Here is an 18,583-nt window from a genome sequence, read left to right as displayed (position 1 = left end):
TCTCCTTTATCGACGGGGATTAGACACTTTACCTAACGTACGCATAAAACGATCATTCTCTTCATAAGCTTCTTGCGCTTCTTCTACAGTTACTTCACGAAAACGAATCGTGCTACCTGGCATCGCTTGAGCAAGATATGGAATGTCACTTGAGATAACAGTGGCGATTCGTGTATAACCGCCGGTTGTCTGACGATCAGACATAAGAATGATTGGATCGCCACTAGCAGGCACCTGAATCCCGCCAAGCGGAATCGCTTCAGAAATAATATCGGCCGAGCCCGCGTGCTCGATTTTCTCACCTTTCAAACGAAAGCCCATTCGATCTGATTGCGGCGTCACTTCATAAGGGGTAGATAGAAAGGTATCGGTCCCTTTTTCAGTAAAAGCATGAGGTCCCATGACAACGCGTATATCGAGCTCTTTATGGTAGTCAGGAATTTCTTCATGGTGAAGGGCACGTCCGCTAACTCCCTTGATTTCTTCCGCACGACAAAGCACGTCACCTTTTTCAAGAGCTCGTCCTTCAATACCGCCAATCCCTGCTTTTAAGTAGGTTGATTTACTGCCCATAACGAATGGAACATCGTAGCCGCCTGCTACACTGATATACGACCTTGCTCCTGAAAGCGGCTGCCCAAATTCAAGCCGATCTCCTTCTTTTACTTCGAAGCTCTTCCACATTTGAACCTCTTCACCGTTCACTTTTGGGGAAAGGTTACCGCCACAGATCGCTATAACAGCCTGATTTAATATTTCTAATACAGGTCCCATAACTGTTACTTCAAGAACCGCTTCATTCCCTTTGTTACCAACAAGAAAATTAGCGATATTCATTGAAAAAGGATCCATGGCTCCTGATACAACAATGCCATACTGCTGATACCCTTTTCTCCCCTCGTCCTGAATGGTGGATAAAAGACCTGATTTCTTTACTTTAAATAGTGAGTTAGACACTGGCATTCACTCCAACACGCTTGATCTCTATTCCATTTTCCTCGATACGTTCTCTCAATTTTCGAACAAAAAGCAGCGCCTCAGGCTCATCTCCGTGCACGCAAATCGTATCAGCTTGAATGCTAATATCGCTGCCATTGACGGCGGTTACTTTTCCTTCTGTTATCATGCGAATGACTCGTTCCACAGCTTCATCCGCATCGTGAATCATCGCATTCGGCTCCGTTCTTGGAGTCAACGTACCATCTTGCTGGTACGTGCGATCAGCGAAAACTTCTTCCGCAACGGTTAACCCGCATGCTCTTCCTGCCTTCACTAATTCGCTTCCTGCTAATCCGTATAAAACGAGGTTCGGGTTAACGGCATAGATAGCGTTTGCAATCGCTTTGGCAATAGCAGCGTCTTTCGATGCTTTGTTATAAAGCGCACCGTGAGGCTTCACGTGATAAACAGTGGCTTGATGGACATTCGCAACACCCTGAATGGCACCAACTTGATATGCGACGAGGTTATATACTTCATCAGGTGACATGTTCATATCTCGCCTGCCAAACCCTCCAAGATCAGGAAATCCCGGATGTGCACCAATGGATACCCCTAGAGACTTGGCTAACTCGACTGTTTTCATCATGACATTATGATCTCCCGCATGATAACCGCACGCGATATTGGCTGATGAAATAAAAGGAAGAACATTCTCATCATTACCGATTTTGTACGCCCCAAAGCTTTCTCCTAAATCACTATTTAAATCAACTGACTTCATGATATCCCACCTTCTTCTCTTCGGTTTCAACAACATAGTCTCCACGCTTAATCGCTTCTTTGATTTCTAGAAATTCTGTTTTACTAACAGAAACAAAACGTAAGTAATGACCTGATTCTAATAAGATCGGTGACTCACTTGTCGGGTCATACAGCTTAACCGGCGTTTGTCCAATAAGCTGCCAGCCACCTGGTGATTCTAGCGGATAGACGCCCGTTTGAGCTCCAGCAATACCAACAGATCCAGGCTCTATTTCAGCACGTGGATTTTCACGTCTTGGCGTTGCGATTTCTTCAGACATTCCTCCTAGATAAGGAAATCCAGGGACAAAGCCCATCATGTAAATGAGGTAATCTTTATCAGCGTGAATTGAAATCACTTCTTCTTTACTTAATCCGTTATGCTCCGCTACAAACTCTAAATCGGATCCTACTTCATCCCCATAATAGGTTGGGATGATATAAACAAGAGAAGCAGATTCTGCTTCTCTTCCATGTTGTTGTTCGTTCATTTCCTCAAGCTTTTCTTTCAGTGTACTGTAAGAAATTTTGCTTGGAAGATAATAGATCGTTAACGTTGTATAAGCTGGCACCCATTCTTCCACTCCATTAATAGGGTGCTGCGCAAGTTCGTCCGCAAACATTCTTATTTTCTGATTCGTTTCTTCTGATATCTCGGTGCCAAATACAAGCTGAATGCCCGTATCACCAAGCGGAAAATAATCAAGTTTCACACATGTTCCTCCTAACAATTAAGAAAAAAGCTGTGGCACTTTATCAATAAGCGTAACGATGGCTAAGTAGGCTGTAATAAGAAAGACGAACCCACCAAAGATCGTTAGCCATAGCGGATGTTTGTAATCCCCTACGATCGATTTCTTATAAGCAGCTACAAGGAGTGTTCCAAGAGCAACAGGTAAAATCAATCCGTTAAAAGCTCCAGCAAGGATCAGTAACAGAACCGGCTTTCCGATGAAGGTGAAAATGATCGTCGATACGGCAATAAATCCAATCGTTACTCCTGAATGATGACGATCCACTTTCTTCGATAGCGTTCTTAGAAACGATACAGATGTATAAGCCGCGCCAACGACTGACGTAATCCCTGCTGCCCAAAGAACGATACCAAACATTTTATAACCAATGGCCCCTGCTGCTTGTTGGAACACAGACGCAGGCGGGTTGGCTGGATCTAGTTTAAATCCTGTTGTAACAACACCTAACACCGCAAGAAATAGAAAGACGCGCATGATCGACGCAATTAAAATTCCTGAAACGGAACTTTTCGTTACCTGGTGGAGGTTTTCTTTACCTGAAATCCCCGCATCAAGCAGGCGATGTCCCCCTGCAAACGTAATGTATCCGCCAACTGTTCCACCGACTAATGTAATAATCGCAAACACATCAATTTTGTCTGGCGCAAATGTATGTGTAATCGCATCTCCGACCGGTGGATTACTTTGGAACGCTACGTACAATGTTAGTAAAATCATAAGCCCACCGAGGATTCGTGCGATTTTATCCATCGCAACGCCAGCTTCCTTCGATAGGAAAATCCCAATCGTAATCACACCTGTAATGGCTGCACCGATACGTGGATCAATGCCAAATAGAACATTCATTCCAAGTCCAGCACCACCGACGTTACCGATATTAAAGGCAAGTCCACCAAGCGCTACGGCGAAGGCAAGGAAATAGCCAAGTCCAGGAACAACCATATTTGCGATGTCCTGTCCTTTTTTCTTAGAAACAGCGATGATTCTCCAAATATTTGCTTGAACCCCAATGTCTAGAATAATGGATATAAGAATAACAAACCCGAAACTCGCAAGAAGCTGTTCCGTAAAGACAGCCGTCTGGGTTAGAAAACCTGGTCCAATAGCTGACGAGCCCATTAAGAAAGCAGCACCAAGAATGACACCCCATTTACTTTTCGTTGGGCCATTCTCTATTGATAATGGGTCTTTATTTTTCGAAGCCATCAAATTCCCCCTTTTTTATATGATTCATCCGTTACATGAATCGATGCGTTTTTTCTCTTATCTCTACGATATCACCTAATTTTCAGATAATTTTATAAGATTCCGCACAAAAAAACCGCCCATATCGGGCGATTTCGCTCATGTTATATCGTATTTATCAATTCGACGCTGCAGGGCATACCGACTAATGCCTAGTAGCTTACTTGCCTGCGTAATATTCCACTTCGCATCTTGAATCGCTTTCTCAATATATTTCTTTTCGATTGATTCAATATGATCTTCTAATGAAAATTCCTTATCGAAGACGACCTCTTCAATTGATTTCGATCCTTCTACTTGTCCTTCAACTGGGTTTAAGAAATCAAAATGATGAGCGGCAAGCTCATCTTCTCGGTGTAAAATGGCAATGCGCTCGATCGTGTTTTTGAGCTCTCTAACATTCCCCGGCCAATCATAGTTCAACAGTCGCTTTTTCGCATCGGCTCGAAGCATTGGCGTTTCTTTCCTCATTTGCTGACAAAATTCATTTAGGAAATAGTCTGTTAGCATGACGATATCATTCTCACGTTCACGTAAGGGAGGTAGCTTCACCGGTACGACGTTCAATCGATAATAAAGATCTGACCTGAACTCCTTCTCCTGTATCATCTTTTCAAGGGAACGGTTCGTTGCAGCAATCACACGCACGTCCATTTCAATATCGTGCACACTGCCAATTCGCTTAATCTTCTTATCTTCTAAAAAGCGCAAAAGCTTTACCTGAATATCGAGTGATAAATCACCGATTTCATCAAGAAATAGTGTTCCGCCATCTGCCCATTCCATTAACCCGATCTTCGGTTGAGATTGATCTGGTGCACTATTTTTTTCTCGACCGAAAAGTTCCATTTCAATGAGATCTGAAGGTATACTCGCACAGTTCACTGCAACAAAAGGTCCCTCATGACGATGGCTTTGTTGATGGATGCTTCTTGCCACAAGCTCCTTACCTGTCCCCGTCTCTCCTCTAACGAGCACAGTCGTATCATTGCTCTCTGCAATAAGAGAAATTTTGTCTTTCAACTCGTTCATTTGGTCACTTTCGCCGATCATTCGAACGAGTTTGGTTCTCCTCTCCTCTTCTCTATAGCGCTCCACTTCTTTTTCAAGATGGTGCTGCTTCATCCATTTTTCCAGGGTGATTTTCAGTTCTTCGAGTTCAAAGGGCTTTGTTAAATAATCAAAAGCCCCTTCCTTGATCGCACGAACGGCCGTTTTTGCATCACCATACGCCGTCAGCATCATCACAGCCATTTCGGGGTATTGCTCTTTCCACTTGTGGAGGGAATCAAGACCATTCCCATCAGGTAAACGAATATCTAATAGCAGCACTTGAGGACTAAATTCATCCACTAGCTTCCAGCCATCTTCAAGCGTTGAGGCGACTCGCACTTCATAGCCTTCATCTTCAAGAAACATCTGGAGTGTAAGACGAAGCGTTGTTTCGTCGTCAATAATCCCTACTTTCACAGCCATCTAAACCTCCCCCTTCCTCGTTGGAAATGTAATAAAGAACGTTGTGCCTTTTCCAAGGGTACTTCTTACATCCATTTCCCCGTTATTCTGAACGACTAGCTGATGGACGATCGACAAACCAAGCCCTGTTCCTTCAGAACGTGTAGTAAAGAATGGATCAAAGATCTTCTCCATCACAGAATCTTCCATACCTACGCCATTATCTGACACCGTCATCGTTACATTCGCTCCGCTTCGGTAACTTGAAAGCGTCAGTTTGCCGCCATCAGGCATGGCGTTGATCCCATTTAGAATTAAATTCAATAGAATTTGACGAAGATGATCGCGGTCTACGATGATTTCATCTTCGTTTCGTTCAATCTCTAGCGTGACATTCTTTTCGCTCGCCATTGTCTTCATCAGTAAGACGAGTGAATGAAAGACATCATCTACATGAATGACAGAAGGATTCGTATCCATTGGTCTTGAGAATTGGAGAATATTGGTGATGATTTTATTCACACGATCAATGTCTAACATCATGTTCTCTGTCAACGCAAGCTGATTATCTGACAACTCAAGTCTTCGTGTTAATAGCTCTGTCGTCGTTTTAATGCCAGCTAGTGGATTCCGAATTTCATGAGCAATTCCGGACGCCATTTCACCTAATGAAGCAAGGCGAGACATTCGCTCCACGCGCTGCTCTAATTTTCTTCTATGTGTAATGTCTTCAAACGTAATAATGGACCGCTGCTTTTCTGTTGTGTTTAAGACTTTATAACTCACCGCATAAAACACTTTCTCTTCATGTCGTTTATGATTCCAAATTTCTTCACTTCTTTTTTTCGTTTCGTGAATCGTTAATTTCTCAAACCGCTCTCTTAAAAGAGGGTCTTCCTTCATCATCGTCTGAGCCGCTTCATTGTAGACAGAGCTAGCTCCTTCTATTACAAGAACGATGCCTACGTGAACACTATCCAAAATCGTTTCATTCAACTTCTTTATTTTCTCAATTTGGACGTTTCTTTCATCAAGTGTTTGCACCATTTCTTTTAAAGAGGTTGAAAGCACGCCAATTTCATCTTTACGATTCTCTTTCATATGAAGATCGTCCTCTCTCTCACCAAGAGCAATCCTTTTGCAAAAAGCAGCAAGGTTTTTGATTGGTTTTGAAAGGTGATACGAAAGAATAATTGTAAACTGAACGGCAATGACACCTGTAAAAATGCTAATTAACAGCGTATATTTTTGAATATTCGGGAGTGATCCGGAATAGAAAGAGAATGTCAGCGGATGATAAAGTGTCCAGTTCCACTGCTCTAGCTGCTCTGTTAGCACGGTGTTTTCTGTCCATAAATTGGACCTAGCTTCTCCGTTGTACCAATCTATTTCATTCGGTTGAACGACTTCCCCCTCTGAAGATAGGGTGCCATCTTCTTCTTCTACATACAAACCTTTCGTTTCATTAATCATGATTTTGATCAATGACTTCGCATCTTCTTCACTCATATCTCCGTTCTGAACACGTTCATCCAGCTTATCCGCATAGCGATTAAGACTAATCAACTGCTCTTGAGCTGTTGCCTGTTTTAATTGTTTCTCAGACTGATAGCTCGACCACATCGAGACAGCACCAATGATAAAGATCGGTAGCAGAACGATAATTAAGAAAGGGACTAATATTTTACGTTCAATAGAATGACGCATTAGGAAGATCTCCCCCCTTTCCAAAAGAAGAAAAATCCTGCTATCGCAAGGGACGGTAGAACGGGATGATAAGTTGCCTGAACTTCCTGCGGAATAAGAAGAAAGGCAATAAGATAGGTGATTAAGCCTCCGAAAGATGAACGAAGGGCATTTCGTTTCGCCACTTTCGTGTACAGCCCCCCGTATAAAGGGAAAAACAACGAAACGGCAATGACCCCCCATATATGTCCGCTAAATGGAACGATTCCCTCCGGCGGAGTGAATGCAATAATGAGCGAAAACGTCGCAAATATAAAAATCATCCAGCGCGTCCATGAAATCACCTTTAGATCAATCGCTTTTTTCCTGCGGATCGGAAGCGTGATATCATACACAAAGCTCGTCGCCATAATAAGAAGCTGAGAATTAGCCGTAGAAATGGCAGCAGCGACAACGCTAATAAGCAAAATCCCCTTCAAAGGCGTTTGGAGTAAATACGTAATAATAAAAGGATAAATTTCATCTGTACTACTAAACGAGACGTTAGGATCCAATACTCTTGAACCTATCCCAATGACAAAAATAGAAAAATAGATAAGAACTAAAAAGACCGTACTCGAGATGACCATCTTTAACGCCACTTCTTTTGATCGAGACGAAAGGATCCGCACGGCGTATTGAGGATTTGCCGCAACACCAATGCCGAGTGATAAGAACGCACTCACTAGCGCCCAGAACGATAAGCCCCCCTCAGGAAACAGAGCCAAATAAGAATCATCCCTTCGATCCGCAATCGCTGATAGGCCCGTCATCAATTCAGATAGCCCTCCTATTTCACCCACAATAAATAGAGCTCCTAGCATCGTTCCAAACAGTATTAAACAGAAATGAAAAATATCCGTACGGGCAACAGAATGAAGACCACCAAACGTCGTGTACAGAACAAAAATATAGATCAAAAACACACTTACCGTATAAGGCACTTCAAGCATTTGACTAACCACAATACCAAACCCTCGGATTTGGATCACAACGTATAAGAGATAACTAACACTAAGAATAATTCCAACCCAAACTTGCAGTAGCTTTGAATCATAACGTACTAAGAAAAACTCTGGAACCGTTACAACGTTATATGTATAGAGTTTTGTTGAAATAAAAAACAAGCCGATTAATCCAAGCAACCAGGCGATTGCCGTTGTCCAAATAACGGACATACCCCCTTCATAAATCAAACCTGGTAGACCAAGAAGCGATGCTGCACTAAACCATGTCGCGCAAAAGGACGCAATACTCGGAAACAAAGGCAGATTTCTTCCCGCTAGAAAGTAACCTTTCAGCTCATCCGTTTTATCGAAACCGTGTTTCCCAAAGATAAGAATAGCAATGGTGTAGATGAGGAAAACACCTAGATAAAGTAATTCATCCATTTAGCTCCTCCCTTCAAACGTTGTAAATCTATGGATGCCTTAGCGTAAAATAGCTCATTTGTTTCAGGTTTCATTATATACAACATAACGTTGAGACACCAGAAACGAAGGAATGATGGGGTTCGAACTACAAAAAAGGCCGCTACCTTTTGGTAACGACTTTTTTGATCTATTTAGTTAGTCACCTGGTTTATGAAACGTCTAAACGCTTGCTGACCTGCTTCATCTTGTTTAAATACTCCCGCATGTTCTAGAACAGTCGAGAAGGTGACACCAATTTCATGTCTAAGCGTGTCACGTAACTGATCCTTCGATAGAGATCCATGTTTCTTCATCACCTTTTTTGCCCAAGGTACATGCTTCGCTACCACTTCATCATGAAATGCGCGATCAAGAAGACGATCTTCTATATAAGAAGCGAGCTTTTCCATTTCTTCTATAAGACGCCCGGGCAGAACCGCAAGACCCATGACTTCAATCAAGCCAATGTTTTCTTTCTTAATATGATGCACTTCTTCATGTGGATGAAAAATCCCCATTGGATGTTTCGCGCTCGTTCGATTATTTCGTAACACAAGATCTAGCTCGAATTGATCTCCGCGCATTCTTGCGATTGGGGTGATCGTACTATGGGGTTCTCCATCTGTTTCATATACTAAATCGACATCATGATCAGTATATCCTCTCCACGACGTTAGAATTGTATTCGCAAGCTCCGTTAGACGCTTCCGATTCCTTCCTCGTAAGCGAAGCACGGACATCGGCCAGTTTACAATCCCAATCGTCACATCCCGATAGCCGTTAATGTGAACTTCTTCCTGAATCTCCGCTTTCGCCATTGGGAATTCATGATGCCCTCCTTGGAAATGATCGTGACTTAAGATCGATCCACCGACAATCGGAAGGTCCGCATTGGAACCGATAAAGTAATGAGGGAACTGTTCAGTAAAATGAAGCAAACGATCAAAGCCTTCTTTAGAGATCGTCATCGGACGATGGTACTCAGATAAAATGATCGCATGCTCATTGTAATAAACGTAAGGAGAATACTGAATGTACCAATTTTCTCCCTCAAGGTTCACTGGAATGATTCGATGCTGATCGCGCGCTGGATGATCAAGTCTTCCGGCATACCCGACATTTTCTTTGCAAAGCAAGCATTTCGGATAGGCTGAAGATGGATTGGCTTTTGCTGCTGCGATCGCTTTAGGATCTTTCTCAGGCTTTGATAAGTTTATCGTGATTTCAAGGTCACCATACTCTGTCTTACTATACCAATGCACATTCTTCGCAATTCTGTTCGTTCGAATGTATTGCGAATCCTTCGAAAGCTGATAGAAAGTATCTGTCGCTTTAATTGGACTGTACATGTAATCTTCATAAAATTGACGTATGGTCTCTGACGGTCGTGGAACGATTGTATTCATAATTTTAGGATCGAACAGATCACGCTCAGTAACGGTGTCTTCTTTTATTAAACCTGTCATCACTGCATAATCAAGCATGTTCTCAAGGATAGATGTTGGTGTGTCGAGCTGCTCTTCGTGTGGATGCGGAAACGATTCAATTCCATTTAATTCAAAAAGGTGTAGAAGAGCGTTTCGAGCGTAATCGGCATCCATACTTTCGATCAGCTGTTTTTGCAAACCGTATTGTAGAAGTCGCTCAATCTCTAAATAAATATTCGGTCTCTTTTGATGCCTCATATTCCTTCCACCACCTTGTGAGCGCCGTCACCGATTTCAACAACATAGAAGTCTCCTTCAAGACCTGTTTGATGTTTGTAGCTTTCACCAACGTTTTTAATGAAGGCCTCGACCTTTTCCTTCTCCACAATACTGATCGTACAGCCTCCAAAACCAGCGCCTGTCATTCGTGACCCAACGACCCCTTCCTTCCAAGAAGCTTCCACCATCGCATCTAATTCATTCCCTGTTACTTCGTAATCATCACGTAATGAGACATGCGATTCATTCATGAGCTTTCCAAACGCCTCAACATCGCCTTCGTTCAGAAAATCAACAGCTTTCATCGTGCGACGATTCTCATAAACCGCATGACGCGCACGCTTACGAGTTTTAGTATCTAGAATCAAGTGCTTATAAGCTTCGAATTGCTCTTCTGTCACATCACCTAGCGAGTTAACGTCAAGCTCTTCTTGCAAAGCTTTGAGAGCCTGTTCACACTGCAATCGGCGTTCATTGTATTTGGAATCGGCTAGTCCTCTACGCTTATTCGTATTCGCAATAACCAATGAATGATCTTCTAGACGGATCGGGGTGTGCTTATACGTAAGCGTGTCACAATTCAGAAGAACTGCATGATCCTTTTTCCCCATACCAATTGCAAACTGATCCATAATTCCACAATTGACTCCAACAAACTCATTCTCTGCTTTTTGAGAAAGCTTTACCATTTCAACCATTTCAATTGGAACATGAAAAAGATCCCTCAGTACGACAGACGTGGCTAGCTCGATTGATGCAGAAGATGATAGACCGGCTCCATTTGGAATATTGCCGTAATAGGCAATATCGATGCCATGCGGAATCGAATAGTCCTGTTGAAAAAGAGCGATGACTCCCTTCGGATAATTCGCCCAATCATCCTCGTCGTTATAAACGAGCGAGTCCAATGAAGATTCTATGATTCCATGACTTGGAAAGTTCATGGAATAAAACCTGACCTTCTGATCCTCACGTTTTCTTGCAACGGCATACGTACCAACGCTTAAGGCACATGGAAAGACGTGTCCCCCGTTATAATCCGTATGCTCGCCAATTAAATTCACTCTCCCAGGAGCAAAAAAGAGAGCCCGCTCTTCTTCCGCTCCGAATTGTTTAATAAATTCCTGTTCAAGTTGCTTCATACTTCTCCACCTCTATTATTCTGATCCGTCTCGACTAATACAAATACGTGAGAAGAAAAATCTCCTGATTCTTCCAAACCACCTGTTTGTGATCCATCATAACCGCTTGATAATTGAATTCCAGCGCTCATTAATTCATCCCCAAAGTAAGTTCCTTCATAGCCGCTTACTTCGTATTCTTTCTCTGCAGCAAGCCCCTTTAAGTACAAACGTTTAAATGACGGGTTAGGCTCCGCAAGTACTTGATAATATCCAACGATAGCTTTCGTTCGATCGCCTGATACACTCATCCAACTTGTGACATTTCCTTTCTGTTCAAACGGACTTTTTAATCGATAGAATGTTCCGTATTGAAGGAGTTGGCGGTTCTCTTTATACCAGCGGATTTGCTCGGTCATTTTATTCAACTCATCTTTATTCATCTTCGTCACGTCGAGCTCATACCCAAACGCGCCAAAGTAAGCGACATTCGCTCTTGTCTCAAGCGACGTAATTCGTTTCACCTGATGATTCGGCACAGCTGATACATGCGCTCCCATACTGCTCAGCGGATAAACCAACGATGTTCCATATTGAATGCTAAGTCGCTCCATTGCATCTGTGTCATCACTCGTCCACGCCTGTGGGGCGTAATAAAGCATACCGGGATCAAATCTTGCCCCTCCGCTTGCACATGATTCAAACAGGACGTGTGGAAAAGCTTCGATTAAACGTTCATACAGCTCATAAACACCTAAAATATAGCGGTGTGGTACTTCCGCCTGCTGATTTTTCAGAAGCGATAGCGAACCGATCTCCGTCATGTAGCGATTCATATCCCACTTCACATAGTCAATGTTCGCTTCATTTAAAATCGTAGCCATCTGTTCATAGATGTAATCCACCACTTCCTGATTCGCAAAATCAAGTACAAGCTGGTGCCGCCCAATAGACTTTAAGCGTCCCGGCACTTGAATGACCCAATCTGGATGTTTCTGATAGAGTTCACTTTCTTTTGATACCATTTCAGGTTCAAACCAGAGTCCAAACAGTAGCCCCATATCATTCATCTTTGAAGCAAGATTTGATAATCCTTCAGGAAGCTTCTTAGAATCCACAAACCAATCACCAAGAGAGGTCCGATCGTCATTTCGCTTACCAAACCATCCATCATCTAATACAAACAGTTCGACCCCTGTTTCCTTCGCTTTTTCAGCAATGCTAAGTAGTTTATTCTCATCGAAATCGAAATACGTCGCTTCCCAATTGTTTAGTAAAACAGGACGTTCCGCATCCCGCCACTTTCCACGCGCAAGGCGAGATTGATAGAGATCATGATATGTTTGGCTGAGCTCATTTAACCCATGTTTGGAATAAGCCATCACCACTTCAGGTGTTTGAAAACTAGCGCTACTTCCTAACGTCCATGAGAAATCAAATGGATTAATTCCCATTGTCATTCTTGCAGTTTGATAGTGATCCACTTCAACCTGCGCCTGGAAGTTCCCACTATAGACGAAGCTAAATCCGTAGACTTCTCCAGTATGTTCCGTTGTCATTGGTCTTTTTAATGCAAGAAACGGATTGTGCTGTGCACTACTAGTTCCACGAGTACTTTGAATGCTTTGAATACCTGGGCTAAGCTTCCGTTGGGACATATGACGCTCTCTCGACCACGAACCTGATAGCTGAATCATTTCATAGTCCGCATCTGGAAAATCAACTGAGGCACTATGTGCTCGTTTGATTACGTGAGGCTCTTCTCCATGATTTGTAAACAACGCTGAGCGAGTGATGACATTTCTTCCATGGTAAATAGAATACATCAGCGAAAGAGAAAGATTCATCACTTTATCGTACAAATGAATCACTAACGTATCTGCCTCCTCTTCGTCCTCAACATATGTAGCGGGCAAACCTGATAAACGAGGCTTTCCTTTTACTAGTTCATATGATTGATAGGTGAAATCTGAAATGCGACTTCCATCTGGATGTTCGATTTGAAAAGCAGGCTCTCGATAGTCTGACGTTCCATACCCTGGATATTCCTGTTTTATTAAATCTAGTGAAAAGGTTGAGTCATCATCGTAAATGTAAGAGGATGTCACTCTAGATTCTCGTTTAGATAAATGGCTGAAATCTGATCGATTTCGGATTTTTTTCCCAAAATACAGCTGTCCGAGCTGCCCATTTTTCATAACATGAAATACATAGCTGACTTCTTTTCCTTGTAAGTGAAACTGAAGTGTTTGATCATTAATCATTACTGGCATAAACGTACCTCCGTCTTCTAATCGAAAACGTTTTCACATCCTCGTTTTCGTATCCACATCTAGTTTAAAAAAATCCCTATATCTGATCAATGGTAAATAAATTTAAAAATAATGCCTTTTATTGCTTAGACTTATTTTCCTATATAAGCTAAAATGCTATTTAGAGTATGATTCACCTGTACGTTCTCGTTATATAAATAGTACTATTTTGCTTGTTAAGGAGGGATCATATGGAAGAAAAATCATTACAATACGGATCTTACGGCTATCGTTTTTCAGATCCTACACTTCAGAACATCGCCCAAATCTGGTCACTCGGATGGGATGAACAAACCACTTCTCTCTACGATTGGGACGGGACAAATCGACGCGATACAGGAAAATACATATTTCAATATACGATCTCTGGTAAGGGCTGCATCGACATTGATGGACATAGTCATGAATTAACACCTGGTCAGGGATTTATCGTAAATATTCCAGGTGATTACCGCTACTATTTACCTGAAGATAGTAATCGCTGGGAGTTTATATACCTTACACTCTACGGAGATGTCGTGAAAAAGTATTGGGATGAAATTCAAAATGAAATCGGACACATCATCCATTTCCAACCAAATTCAGAGCCGGTTCACTACTTACTTAATCTATTAAGTATGGCTTCAAACCGACAGATTTCTAATGCTCATCAAGCTTCCGGTAAGGCTTATCAATTCACAATGATGCTTTATACGTACTGTTCAAACCTAGAAAAGCGACTGTCTGAGTGGCCTGAGGCAATCGTGGAATCTTCGATGTATGCAATGAATCATTATAGTGAAGAAATCGGCCCAGATGAAATGGCGGCTTCATCCGGCATGTCTCGTTATCATTTCACTAGGCAATTCAAGGAATATACGAACCAAACACCTATTCAGTATTTAACAGATATTCGCATCAAAAAAGCAAAAGAGCTCCTATTGAACACCAAATATTCTTCAGAGGATATCGCTATTCTCATTGGGTACAAAAATGCCAATTACTTTAATAAAGTGTTCAAAAAAGTGACAGGCACTTCACCAGGAAAATACCGAACGAACACAAATGTCTCGTTACAGAAATGAAAAACAGGACCGCCTAAGCGCGGTCCTGTTCTATTTCGCTACTTCAATTGTAATCGAGCGTTTGTCATAATTAATGGTCATGCTTTTCCCTGAAGCTACGAAATTCTCAAGAACATCCTTGGACAATTGCAGTGCAAACTGTGTGCGATCAAGCTTCTCTATATCAGCTGGGTCCACAAGATCCAGCTTCTCTTCTTGCTCAGTTACTTCCTTTTGTAGCTTTTCTAATGATTCGTAAACGCTGTGATATAGCGATTCGATTGGCTCATTCGCCTTACTCATCCCACATCATCCTTCATTCCATTTGACATTGTTCCTATTATATCAAATGGAAATCCAATGGAACATTACGAAATGATGCCAATTGGTGAAAGCAACGTATAAATAATAATCATCGCTACTGTCGCTGCAATACCTACAGGATAAAGAAGCTTCCATGGAGACATTTCTACCTGCGCATTCTCTTCAAGTACAAAGTCCTTATCACGTGGCGCAATTTTTCCAATCACGAGCATCAGAATCGTACAAGCCACAAACAAAATACCAAGAATATGCAAGAAGTGAATTCCTGTATCCCAAATAAGTTGAGTTGTCGCATAGACCGCTATGAAAACAAACAGAGAAACCTTCGCTGCGATCGAAGGGACACGTTTCGTTAAATACCCAACAATGAGAATCGTAAAGATCGGCACGTTATAGAAACCGTTTACGATTTGTAAATATTGAAAGAATCCTTGAGGAACTTTATCAATCATTGGAGCGATACACATTGCAAAAATAGCGAGAATAATTCCAACGAATTTTCCTTTTCGTACAACTATATTGTCCGGCGCTTTTGGATTAAAATAAGGTTTATAAATGTTAAGAGCAATGAGCGTCACCGATGAATTTAGAGCAGAGTTAAAAGATGATAGAATTGCACCGAACAACACTGCTGCAAAGAAGCCAACAAGCGGCTTTGGTAATACTTCATTCACTAGCATCGGGTAAGCATCCGTTGGTTCAAGACCAGGTCCAAACATATTAAAGGCAATAATTCCAGGTAAAATAAGAAACACAGGTCCAAGTAGTTTTAAGAAGGCAGCAATCAAGACGCCCTTCTGACCTTCCTTCAAATTCTTAGCTGCAATCGCTCGCTGCATAATGTGCTGAGCCGTGCCCCAGTAAAATAGATTAACAAGAAGCATACCCGTAAACATCGTCCCAAACGGAACTGGACTGTTTTTATCACCAACCGAATTTAATTTCTCAGGAGAGTCCTCAACAATCGTGCTAAATCCTCCAAGAACCGAACCATCTCCAAGCACATACAGTCCGATAATCGGGATCATTAACCCGCCGATTAAAAGACCAATACCATTAATCGTATCTGATACAGCAACGGCTTTAAGACCACCGAAGATCGCATAAATCGCACCAATAATTCCGATTGCAAAAACGGTTACATAAAGACTTGCCATTCGACCAAGACCTAAAACTTCCGGAATATTGAAAAGTCCATTTAGCGCCACCGCCCCTGAATAAAGAATAGGTGGGAGCAAATTGAAAACATATCCAAAAAGAAAGAGAATGGTAACAATTTGCTTAGTCCCAAAATCATACCGTTCCTCTAGGAAATCTGGAATCGTCGTAATACCACCTTTAAGATACCGTGGCAATAAGAAGAAAGCGACGATCACAAGTGAGATGGCTGAACCAACTTCCCACCCCATAACCGCAATAGTGTCTGAATACCCTTGAGCATTCAAACCTATTAATTGTTCAGTTGATAGATTCGTCAGCATCAATGAACCTGCAATGACCCATGCGCCTAGGCTTCTTCCTCCTAGAAAATATCCATCCTGTGTTGCTAAATCTTCCTTTCTCGTTACTAGGTAGGAGATTACGGCTACCATACCTGTAAAAAATAGAAATGAACCGACTGTAAATAAACTCATTGCTGCCTCTCCTTTTTGTAAGCGGAATCAAAGTGATCCGCACAGTTATGTATGCGTTTTAATGTCTGTTTAATATTCTATACTGTGTTCTGTAAGCGTTTCAACGGTAAAAAAAACAGAAAGTTATGCACTTTTTTGCTTTATTTCGTTACCGAAGCACAAAAAAAACCACTGCTCTGAAAGAGGAAACAGTGGTTCGACTTAAAAAATTTAAGCTATGAAGCGTTTCTAGCTATTTTTCTGTTCATATTTCTAGTAATTGCGAGCACAACCTTCCCCAAAATAGAGGATTTCTTTCTTTAATGGAGAAACAAACTATACATGGTGACTTTTTAATCAGAAGAGCCTTGTGCCTCTGATTTGCCAGTTATGGAGGTTACAAATGAAACAATTTCTATACAAGCTAACGCTCATTCCCGAACTACTAGAAGAAAGCAACTGGACTGACAAAGAGAACAGTATTGTATCAGAGCACTTCCATGCCCTTCAGCAGCTGTTGAAGAATAATATGCTCATTATGGCTGGCAGAACGTTAAACAACGACCCTTCTTCTTTTGGAATTGTTGTCATTCAGGTTTCTTCTGAAAAAGAAGCAGAAGCGCTTATGAAAAGTGATCCCGCTGTTCGAGATGGAATGATGACAGCTGAGCTCTTTCCCTACAGCGTTGCTCTTTATAATGAAGATTTCACAACAAAGCAGACGTCATCGTGACGTCTGCTAGTTCTTAAAAGTATTGCACCATATGTTCTTCGTTTAGAAACCTTCCCTGAACATAAAGGGCCTTCTCTTCAATGTAAACGGTTTTAAAGCCATAGCTTTTGTACAGATGTTTAGCCCGTTCATTCGTAGATACAACTGAAACGCTTAATTTAATGAGAGCATCCTGACTTTTCGCATAATCCATCACGCGGGATAGAAGTGCTCTCCCTGCCCCTTTGCCACGATATTCTGGCGTCACGTAAACAGCAAATAAATCAGCTTTATGACGAACCTTGATGCCGCTGCCTCTGACAAAAGTGATCACACCAATTAGTTTTTCTTGATCAAAAGCTCCAAAAGTGGCACCAGATTCCATGTTTCTCGCTGTACTTTTAATCGGATCATCTTTTTGAATCGTCTCTTCATAGCTTGAGGCAAATGCTTCTGGATTTTTCTTTAACGCTTCTAACCGAAGTTCCCAATAAGCTTCAGCGTCATCCGCTGTTAGCTGTCTGACTTCCATCTTAAAACCTCCTTTATAGAAGAGCTTTCACAAATGCTTTACACTTTTCTGCAATCAGCTCTTTATCATGATCGAGCGTCGCTACGTGATAACTATCTTTTAGTTCGATCACTTCTTTATTCGATGAAGCTATTTCATTATAAATCGTAGTCGAATTCTCTGGCGGCACAACATGATCTTCTAGTGATTTAAAAATTAATGTCGGCGCCGATATTGTTTCAAGCCTCTTTCGTGTAATCTCGGTTAAAACAAGAATCTCTTGAATCGACTTCGTAGGCGTTTTCTCGTATGCGAGCTCATCGACACCTTCCGCTTTAATATCTGATCCAATTGCATCAAGGAAACGCGGCTCTGTTTTTCCTCTCATTTGTTCAAGACCTGGTAAATCGATCGCAGCATTAATCGGCATGATCCCTTTCACTTCAGGATGTTTTTCAGCTAAATAAAGCGTTAGCGTGCCGCCCATCGACAGACCCGTAATGAACAATGCATCACAACGTTCTTTCAGCCATTGGTAGCCTTCTTCAACAGACTGGATCCATTCTTCATATGTACTCTGCTCCATGTCTTCATAGTGAGTACCGTGACCTCTCAATCTCGGACCACAAACCGTATACCCTTCTGAAGCCAATTGCTCCCCAAGATAACGCATGCTTTGCGTCGAACCTGTAAAACCGTGGAGAACAAGTACACCAATGTGATTCCCTTCAAAGTAAAAAGGCTCTGCCCCTTGTAGTACGTCATATTTCGCCATATCGTATCCCCCCTAATCGTTATCATCTAGCATTCGTCACGAAAGCGCTTTATCCTTTTTTTAGAAATGTGCTCATAAAGGTTTGAGCATGGACCCAAAGTGGAACATATTACCTGGATATACTTAACAGG

At 41.9% G+C, this 18,583-nt stretch carries 16 protein-coding genes; 2 read left to right on the top strand and 14 right to left on the bottom strand.

The window, feature by feature from the left end:
- Positions 1 to 6 precede the first annotated feature (6 nt).
- The 10 genes from AC0VYJ_RS05235 to AC0VYJ_RS05190 all read right to left on the bottom strand — a co-directional run bounded on the left by AC0VYJ_RS05235 (position 7) and on the right by AC0VYJ_RS05190 (position 13,435).
- On the bottom strand, positions 7 to 957 hold the full coding sequence (locus AC0VYJ_RS05235; protein ID WP_430243612.1) for a 5-oxoprolinase subunit C family protein: 951 nt from the start codon (positions 955 to 957) through the stop codon (positions 7 to 9).
- Entirely contained in the window at positions 950 to 1,723 is a 774-nt protein-coding gene (locus AC0VYJ_RS05230) for a LamB/YcsF family protein (RefSeq protein WP_475366730.1), read from the bottom strand. The genes AC0VYJ_RS05235 and AC0VYJ_RS05230 overlap by 8 nt, the downstream gene beginning before the upstream one ends.
- Positions 1,710 to 2,456: a 5-oxoprolinase subunit PxpB gene (gene pxpB / locus AC0VYJ_RS05225; RefSeq protein WP_430243616.1), complete on the bottom strand. Its 747-nt coding sequence runs from the start codon at positions 2,454 to 2,456 to the stop codon at positions 1,710 to 1,712. Before pxpB ends, AC0VYJ_RS05230 begins: the two co-directional genes overlap by 14 nt.
- 18 nt (positions 2,457 to 2,474) lie before the next feature.
- Complete coding sequence (locus AC0VYJ_RS05220; RefSeq protein WP_475366729.1) at positions 2,475 to 3,704, bottom strand: NRAMP family divalent metal transporter; 1,230 nt, start codon at positions 3,702 to 3,704, stop codon at positions 2,475 to 2,477.
- A gap of 138 nt (positions 3,705 to 3,842) precedes the next feature.
- Positions 3,843 to 5,219 carry a sigma-54-dependent transcriptional regulator gene (locus AC0VYJ_RS05215; RefSeq protein ID WP_475366728.1) on the bottom strand — a complete coding sequence of 459 codons (1,377 nt, stop codon included), beginning with the start codon at positions 5,217 to 5,219 and terminating at the stop codon, positions 3,843 to 3,845.
- On the bottom strand, positions 5,220 to 6,905 hold the full coding sequence (locus AC0VYJ_RS05210) for a sensor histidine kinase (protein WP_475366727.1): 1,686 nt from the start codon (positions 6,903 to 6,905) through the stop codon (positions 5,220 to 5,222). It lies immediately after the preceding gene.
- Positions 6,905 to 8,314 carry a sodium:solute symporter family protein gene (locus AC0VYJ_RS05205; RefSeq protein WP_475366726.1) on the bottom strand — a complete coding sequence of 470 codons (1,410 nt, stop codon included), beginning with the start codon at positions 8,312 to 8,314 and terminating at the stop codon, positions 6,905 to 6,907. Before AC0VYJ_RS05205 ends, AC0VYJ_RS05210 begins: the two co-directional genes overlap by 1 nt.
- 173 nt (positions 8,315 to 8,487) lie before the next feature.
- Positions 8,488 to 10,020, bottom strand: a complete 1,533-nt coding sequence (gene galT, locus AC0VYJ_RS05200) for a UDP-glucose--hexose-1-phosphate uridylyltransferase (protein WP_475366725.1) — start codon at positions 10,018 to 10,020, stop codon at positions 8,488 to 8,490.
- On the bottom strand, positions 10,017 to 11,183 hold the full coding sequence (locus tag AC0VYJ_RS05195; protein WP_475366724.1) for a galactokinase: 1,167 nt from the start codon (positions 11,181 to 11,183) through the stop codon (positions 10,017 to 10,019). The genes galT and AC0VYJ_RS05195 overlap by 4 nt, the downstream gene beginning before the upstream one ends.
- The gene (locus tag AC0VYJ_RS05190; RefSeq protein WP_475366723.1) at positions 11,180 to 13,435 is read right to left on the bottom strand and encodes an alpha-galactosidase; all 2,256 of its coding nucleotides are present in this window, start codon (positions 13,433 to 13,435) and stop codon (positions 11,180 to 11,182) included. Before AC0VYJ_RS05190 ends, AC0VYJ_RS05195 begins: the two co-directional genes overlap by 4 nt.
- Before the next feature lie 230 nt (positions 13,436 to 13,665).
- Here AC0VYJ_RS05190 and AC0VYJ_RS05185 point away from each other — a divergent pair, with 230 nt between their 5' ends.
- Positions 13,666 to 14,538, top strand: a complete 873-nt coding sequence (locus AC0VYJ_RS05185; protein ID WP_475366722.1) for a helix-turn-helix domain-containing protein — start codon at positions 13,666 to 13,668, stop codon at positions 14,536 to 14,538.
- A gap of 30 nt (positions 14,539 to 14,568) precedes the next feature.
- On the opposite strand, the gene AC0VYJ_RS05180 is transcribed toward AC0VYJ_RS05185, so the two are convergent.
- Positions 14,569 to 14,820 carry a hypothetical protein gene (locus tag AC0VYJ_RS05180; protein WP_430243630.1) on the bottom strand — a complete coding sequence of 84 codons (252 nt, stop codon included), beginning with the start codon at positions 14,818 to 14,820 and terminating at the stop codon, positions 14,569 to 14,571.
- A 65-nt stretch (positions 14,821 to 14,885) separates the two neighbouring features.
- A complete protein-coding gene (locus tag AC0VYJ_RS05175) occupies positions 14,886 to 16,475 on the bottom strand; it encodes a solute:sodium symporter family transporter (protein ID WP_475366721.1) in 1,590 nt (529 codons plus the stop codon).
- A gap of 382 nt (positions 16,476 to 16,857) precedes the next feature.
- Between AC0VYJ_RS05175 and AC0VYJ_RS05170 the strand changes: the two genes are divergently transcribed.
- A complete protein-coding gene (locus AC0VYJ_RS05170; RefSeq protein WP_430243632.1) occupies positions 16,858 to 17,187 on the top strand; it encodes a YciI family protein in 330 nt (109 codons plus the stop codon).
- A gap of 13 nt (positions 17,188 to 17,200) precedes the next feature.
- On the opposite strand, the gene AC0VYJ_RS05165 is transcribed toward AC0VYJ_RS05170, so the two are convergent.
- Both AC0VYJ_RS05165 and AC0VYJ_RS05160 read right to left on the bottom strand, forming a co-directional pair.
- Positions 17,201 to 17,698: an N-acetyltransferase family protein gene (locus tag AC0VYJ_RS05165; RefSeq protein ID WP_475366720.1), complete on the bottom strand. Its 498-nt coding sequence runs from the start codon at positions 17,696 to 17,698 to the stop codon at positions 17,201 to 17,203.
- A 13-nt stretch (positions 17,699 to 17,711) separates the two neighbouring features.
- The gene (locus tag AC0VYJ_RS05160; RefSeq protein ID WP_475366719.1) at positions 17,712 to 18,452 is read right to left on the bottom strand and encodes an alpha/beta hydrolase; all 741 of its coding nucleotides are present in this window, start codon (positions 18,450 to 18,452) and stop codon (positions 17,712 to 17,714) included.
- Positions 18,453 to 18,583 lie beyond the last annotated feature (131 nt).

This window comes from Anaerobacillus sp. 63XJN7_5_ISO-PGPR-S23-430 (assembly GCF_056173695.1).
Note: the sequence above shows the minus strand (reverse complement) of the source record. Positions and strands in the feature narration are given on the sequence as shown.

Bases quoted from the DNA above. Each gene is read 5' to 3' on its own strand.
- AC0VYJ_RS05230 (WP_475366730.1), bottom strand. From the start codon at position 1,723: ATGAAGTCAGTTGATTTAAATAGTGATTTAGGAGAAAGCTTTGGGGCG.
- AC0VYJ_RS05220 (WP_475366729.1), bottom strand. From the start codon at position 3,704: ATGGCTTCGAAAAATAAAGACCCATTATCAATAGAGAATGGCCCAACG.
- AC0VYJ_RS05215 (WP_475366728.1), bottom strand. From the start codon at position 5,219: ATGGCTGTGAAAGTAGGGATTATTGACGACGAAACAACGCTTCGTCTT.
- AC0VYJ_RS05210 (WP_475366727.1), bottom strand. From the start codon at position 6,905: ATGCGTCATTCTATTGAACGTAAAATATTAGTCCCTTTCTTAATTATC.
- AC0VYJ_RS05205 (WP_475366726.1), bottom strand. From the start codon at position 8,314: ATGGATGAATTACTTTATCTAGGTGTTTTCCTCATCTACACCATTGCT.
- galT (WP_475366725.1), bottom strand. From the start codon at position 10,020: ATGAGGCATCAAAAGAGACCGAATATTTATTTAGAGATTGAGCGACTT.
- AC0VYJ_RS05195 (WP_475366724.1), bottom strand. From the start codon at position 11,183: ATGAAGCAACTTGAACAGGAATTTATTAAACAATTCGGAGCGGAAGAA.
- AC0VYJ_RS05190 (WP_475366723.1), bottom strand. From the start codon at position 13,435: ATGCCAGTAATGATTAATGATCAAACACTTCAGTTTCACTTACAAGGA.
- AC0VYJ_RS05185 (WP_475366722.1), top strand. From the start codon at position 13,666: ATGGAAGAAAAATCATTACAATACGGATCTTACGGCTATCGTTTTTCA.
- AC0VYJ_RS05180 (WP_430243630.1), bottom strand. From the start codon at position 14,820: ATGAGTAAGGCGAATGAGCCAATCGAATCGCTATATCACAGCGTTTAC.
- AC0VYJ_RS05175 (WP_475366721.1), bottom strand. From the start codon at position 16,475: ATGAGTTTATTTACAGTCGGTTCATTTCTATTTTTTACAGGTATGGTA.
- AC0VYJ_RS05170 (WP_430243632.1), top strand. From the start codon at position 16,858: ATGAAACAATTTCTATACAAGCTAACGCTCATTCCCGAACTACTAGAA.
- AC0VYJ_RS05165 (WP_475366720.1), bottom strand. From the start codon at position 17,698: ATGGAAGTCAGACAGCTAACAGCGGATGACGCTGAAGCTTATTGGGAA.
- AC0VYJ_RS05160 (WP_475366719.1), bottom strand. From the start codon at position 18,452: ATGGCGAAATATGACGTACTACAAGGGGCAGAGCCTTTTTACTTTGAA.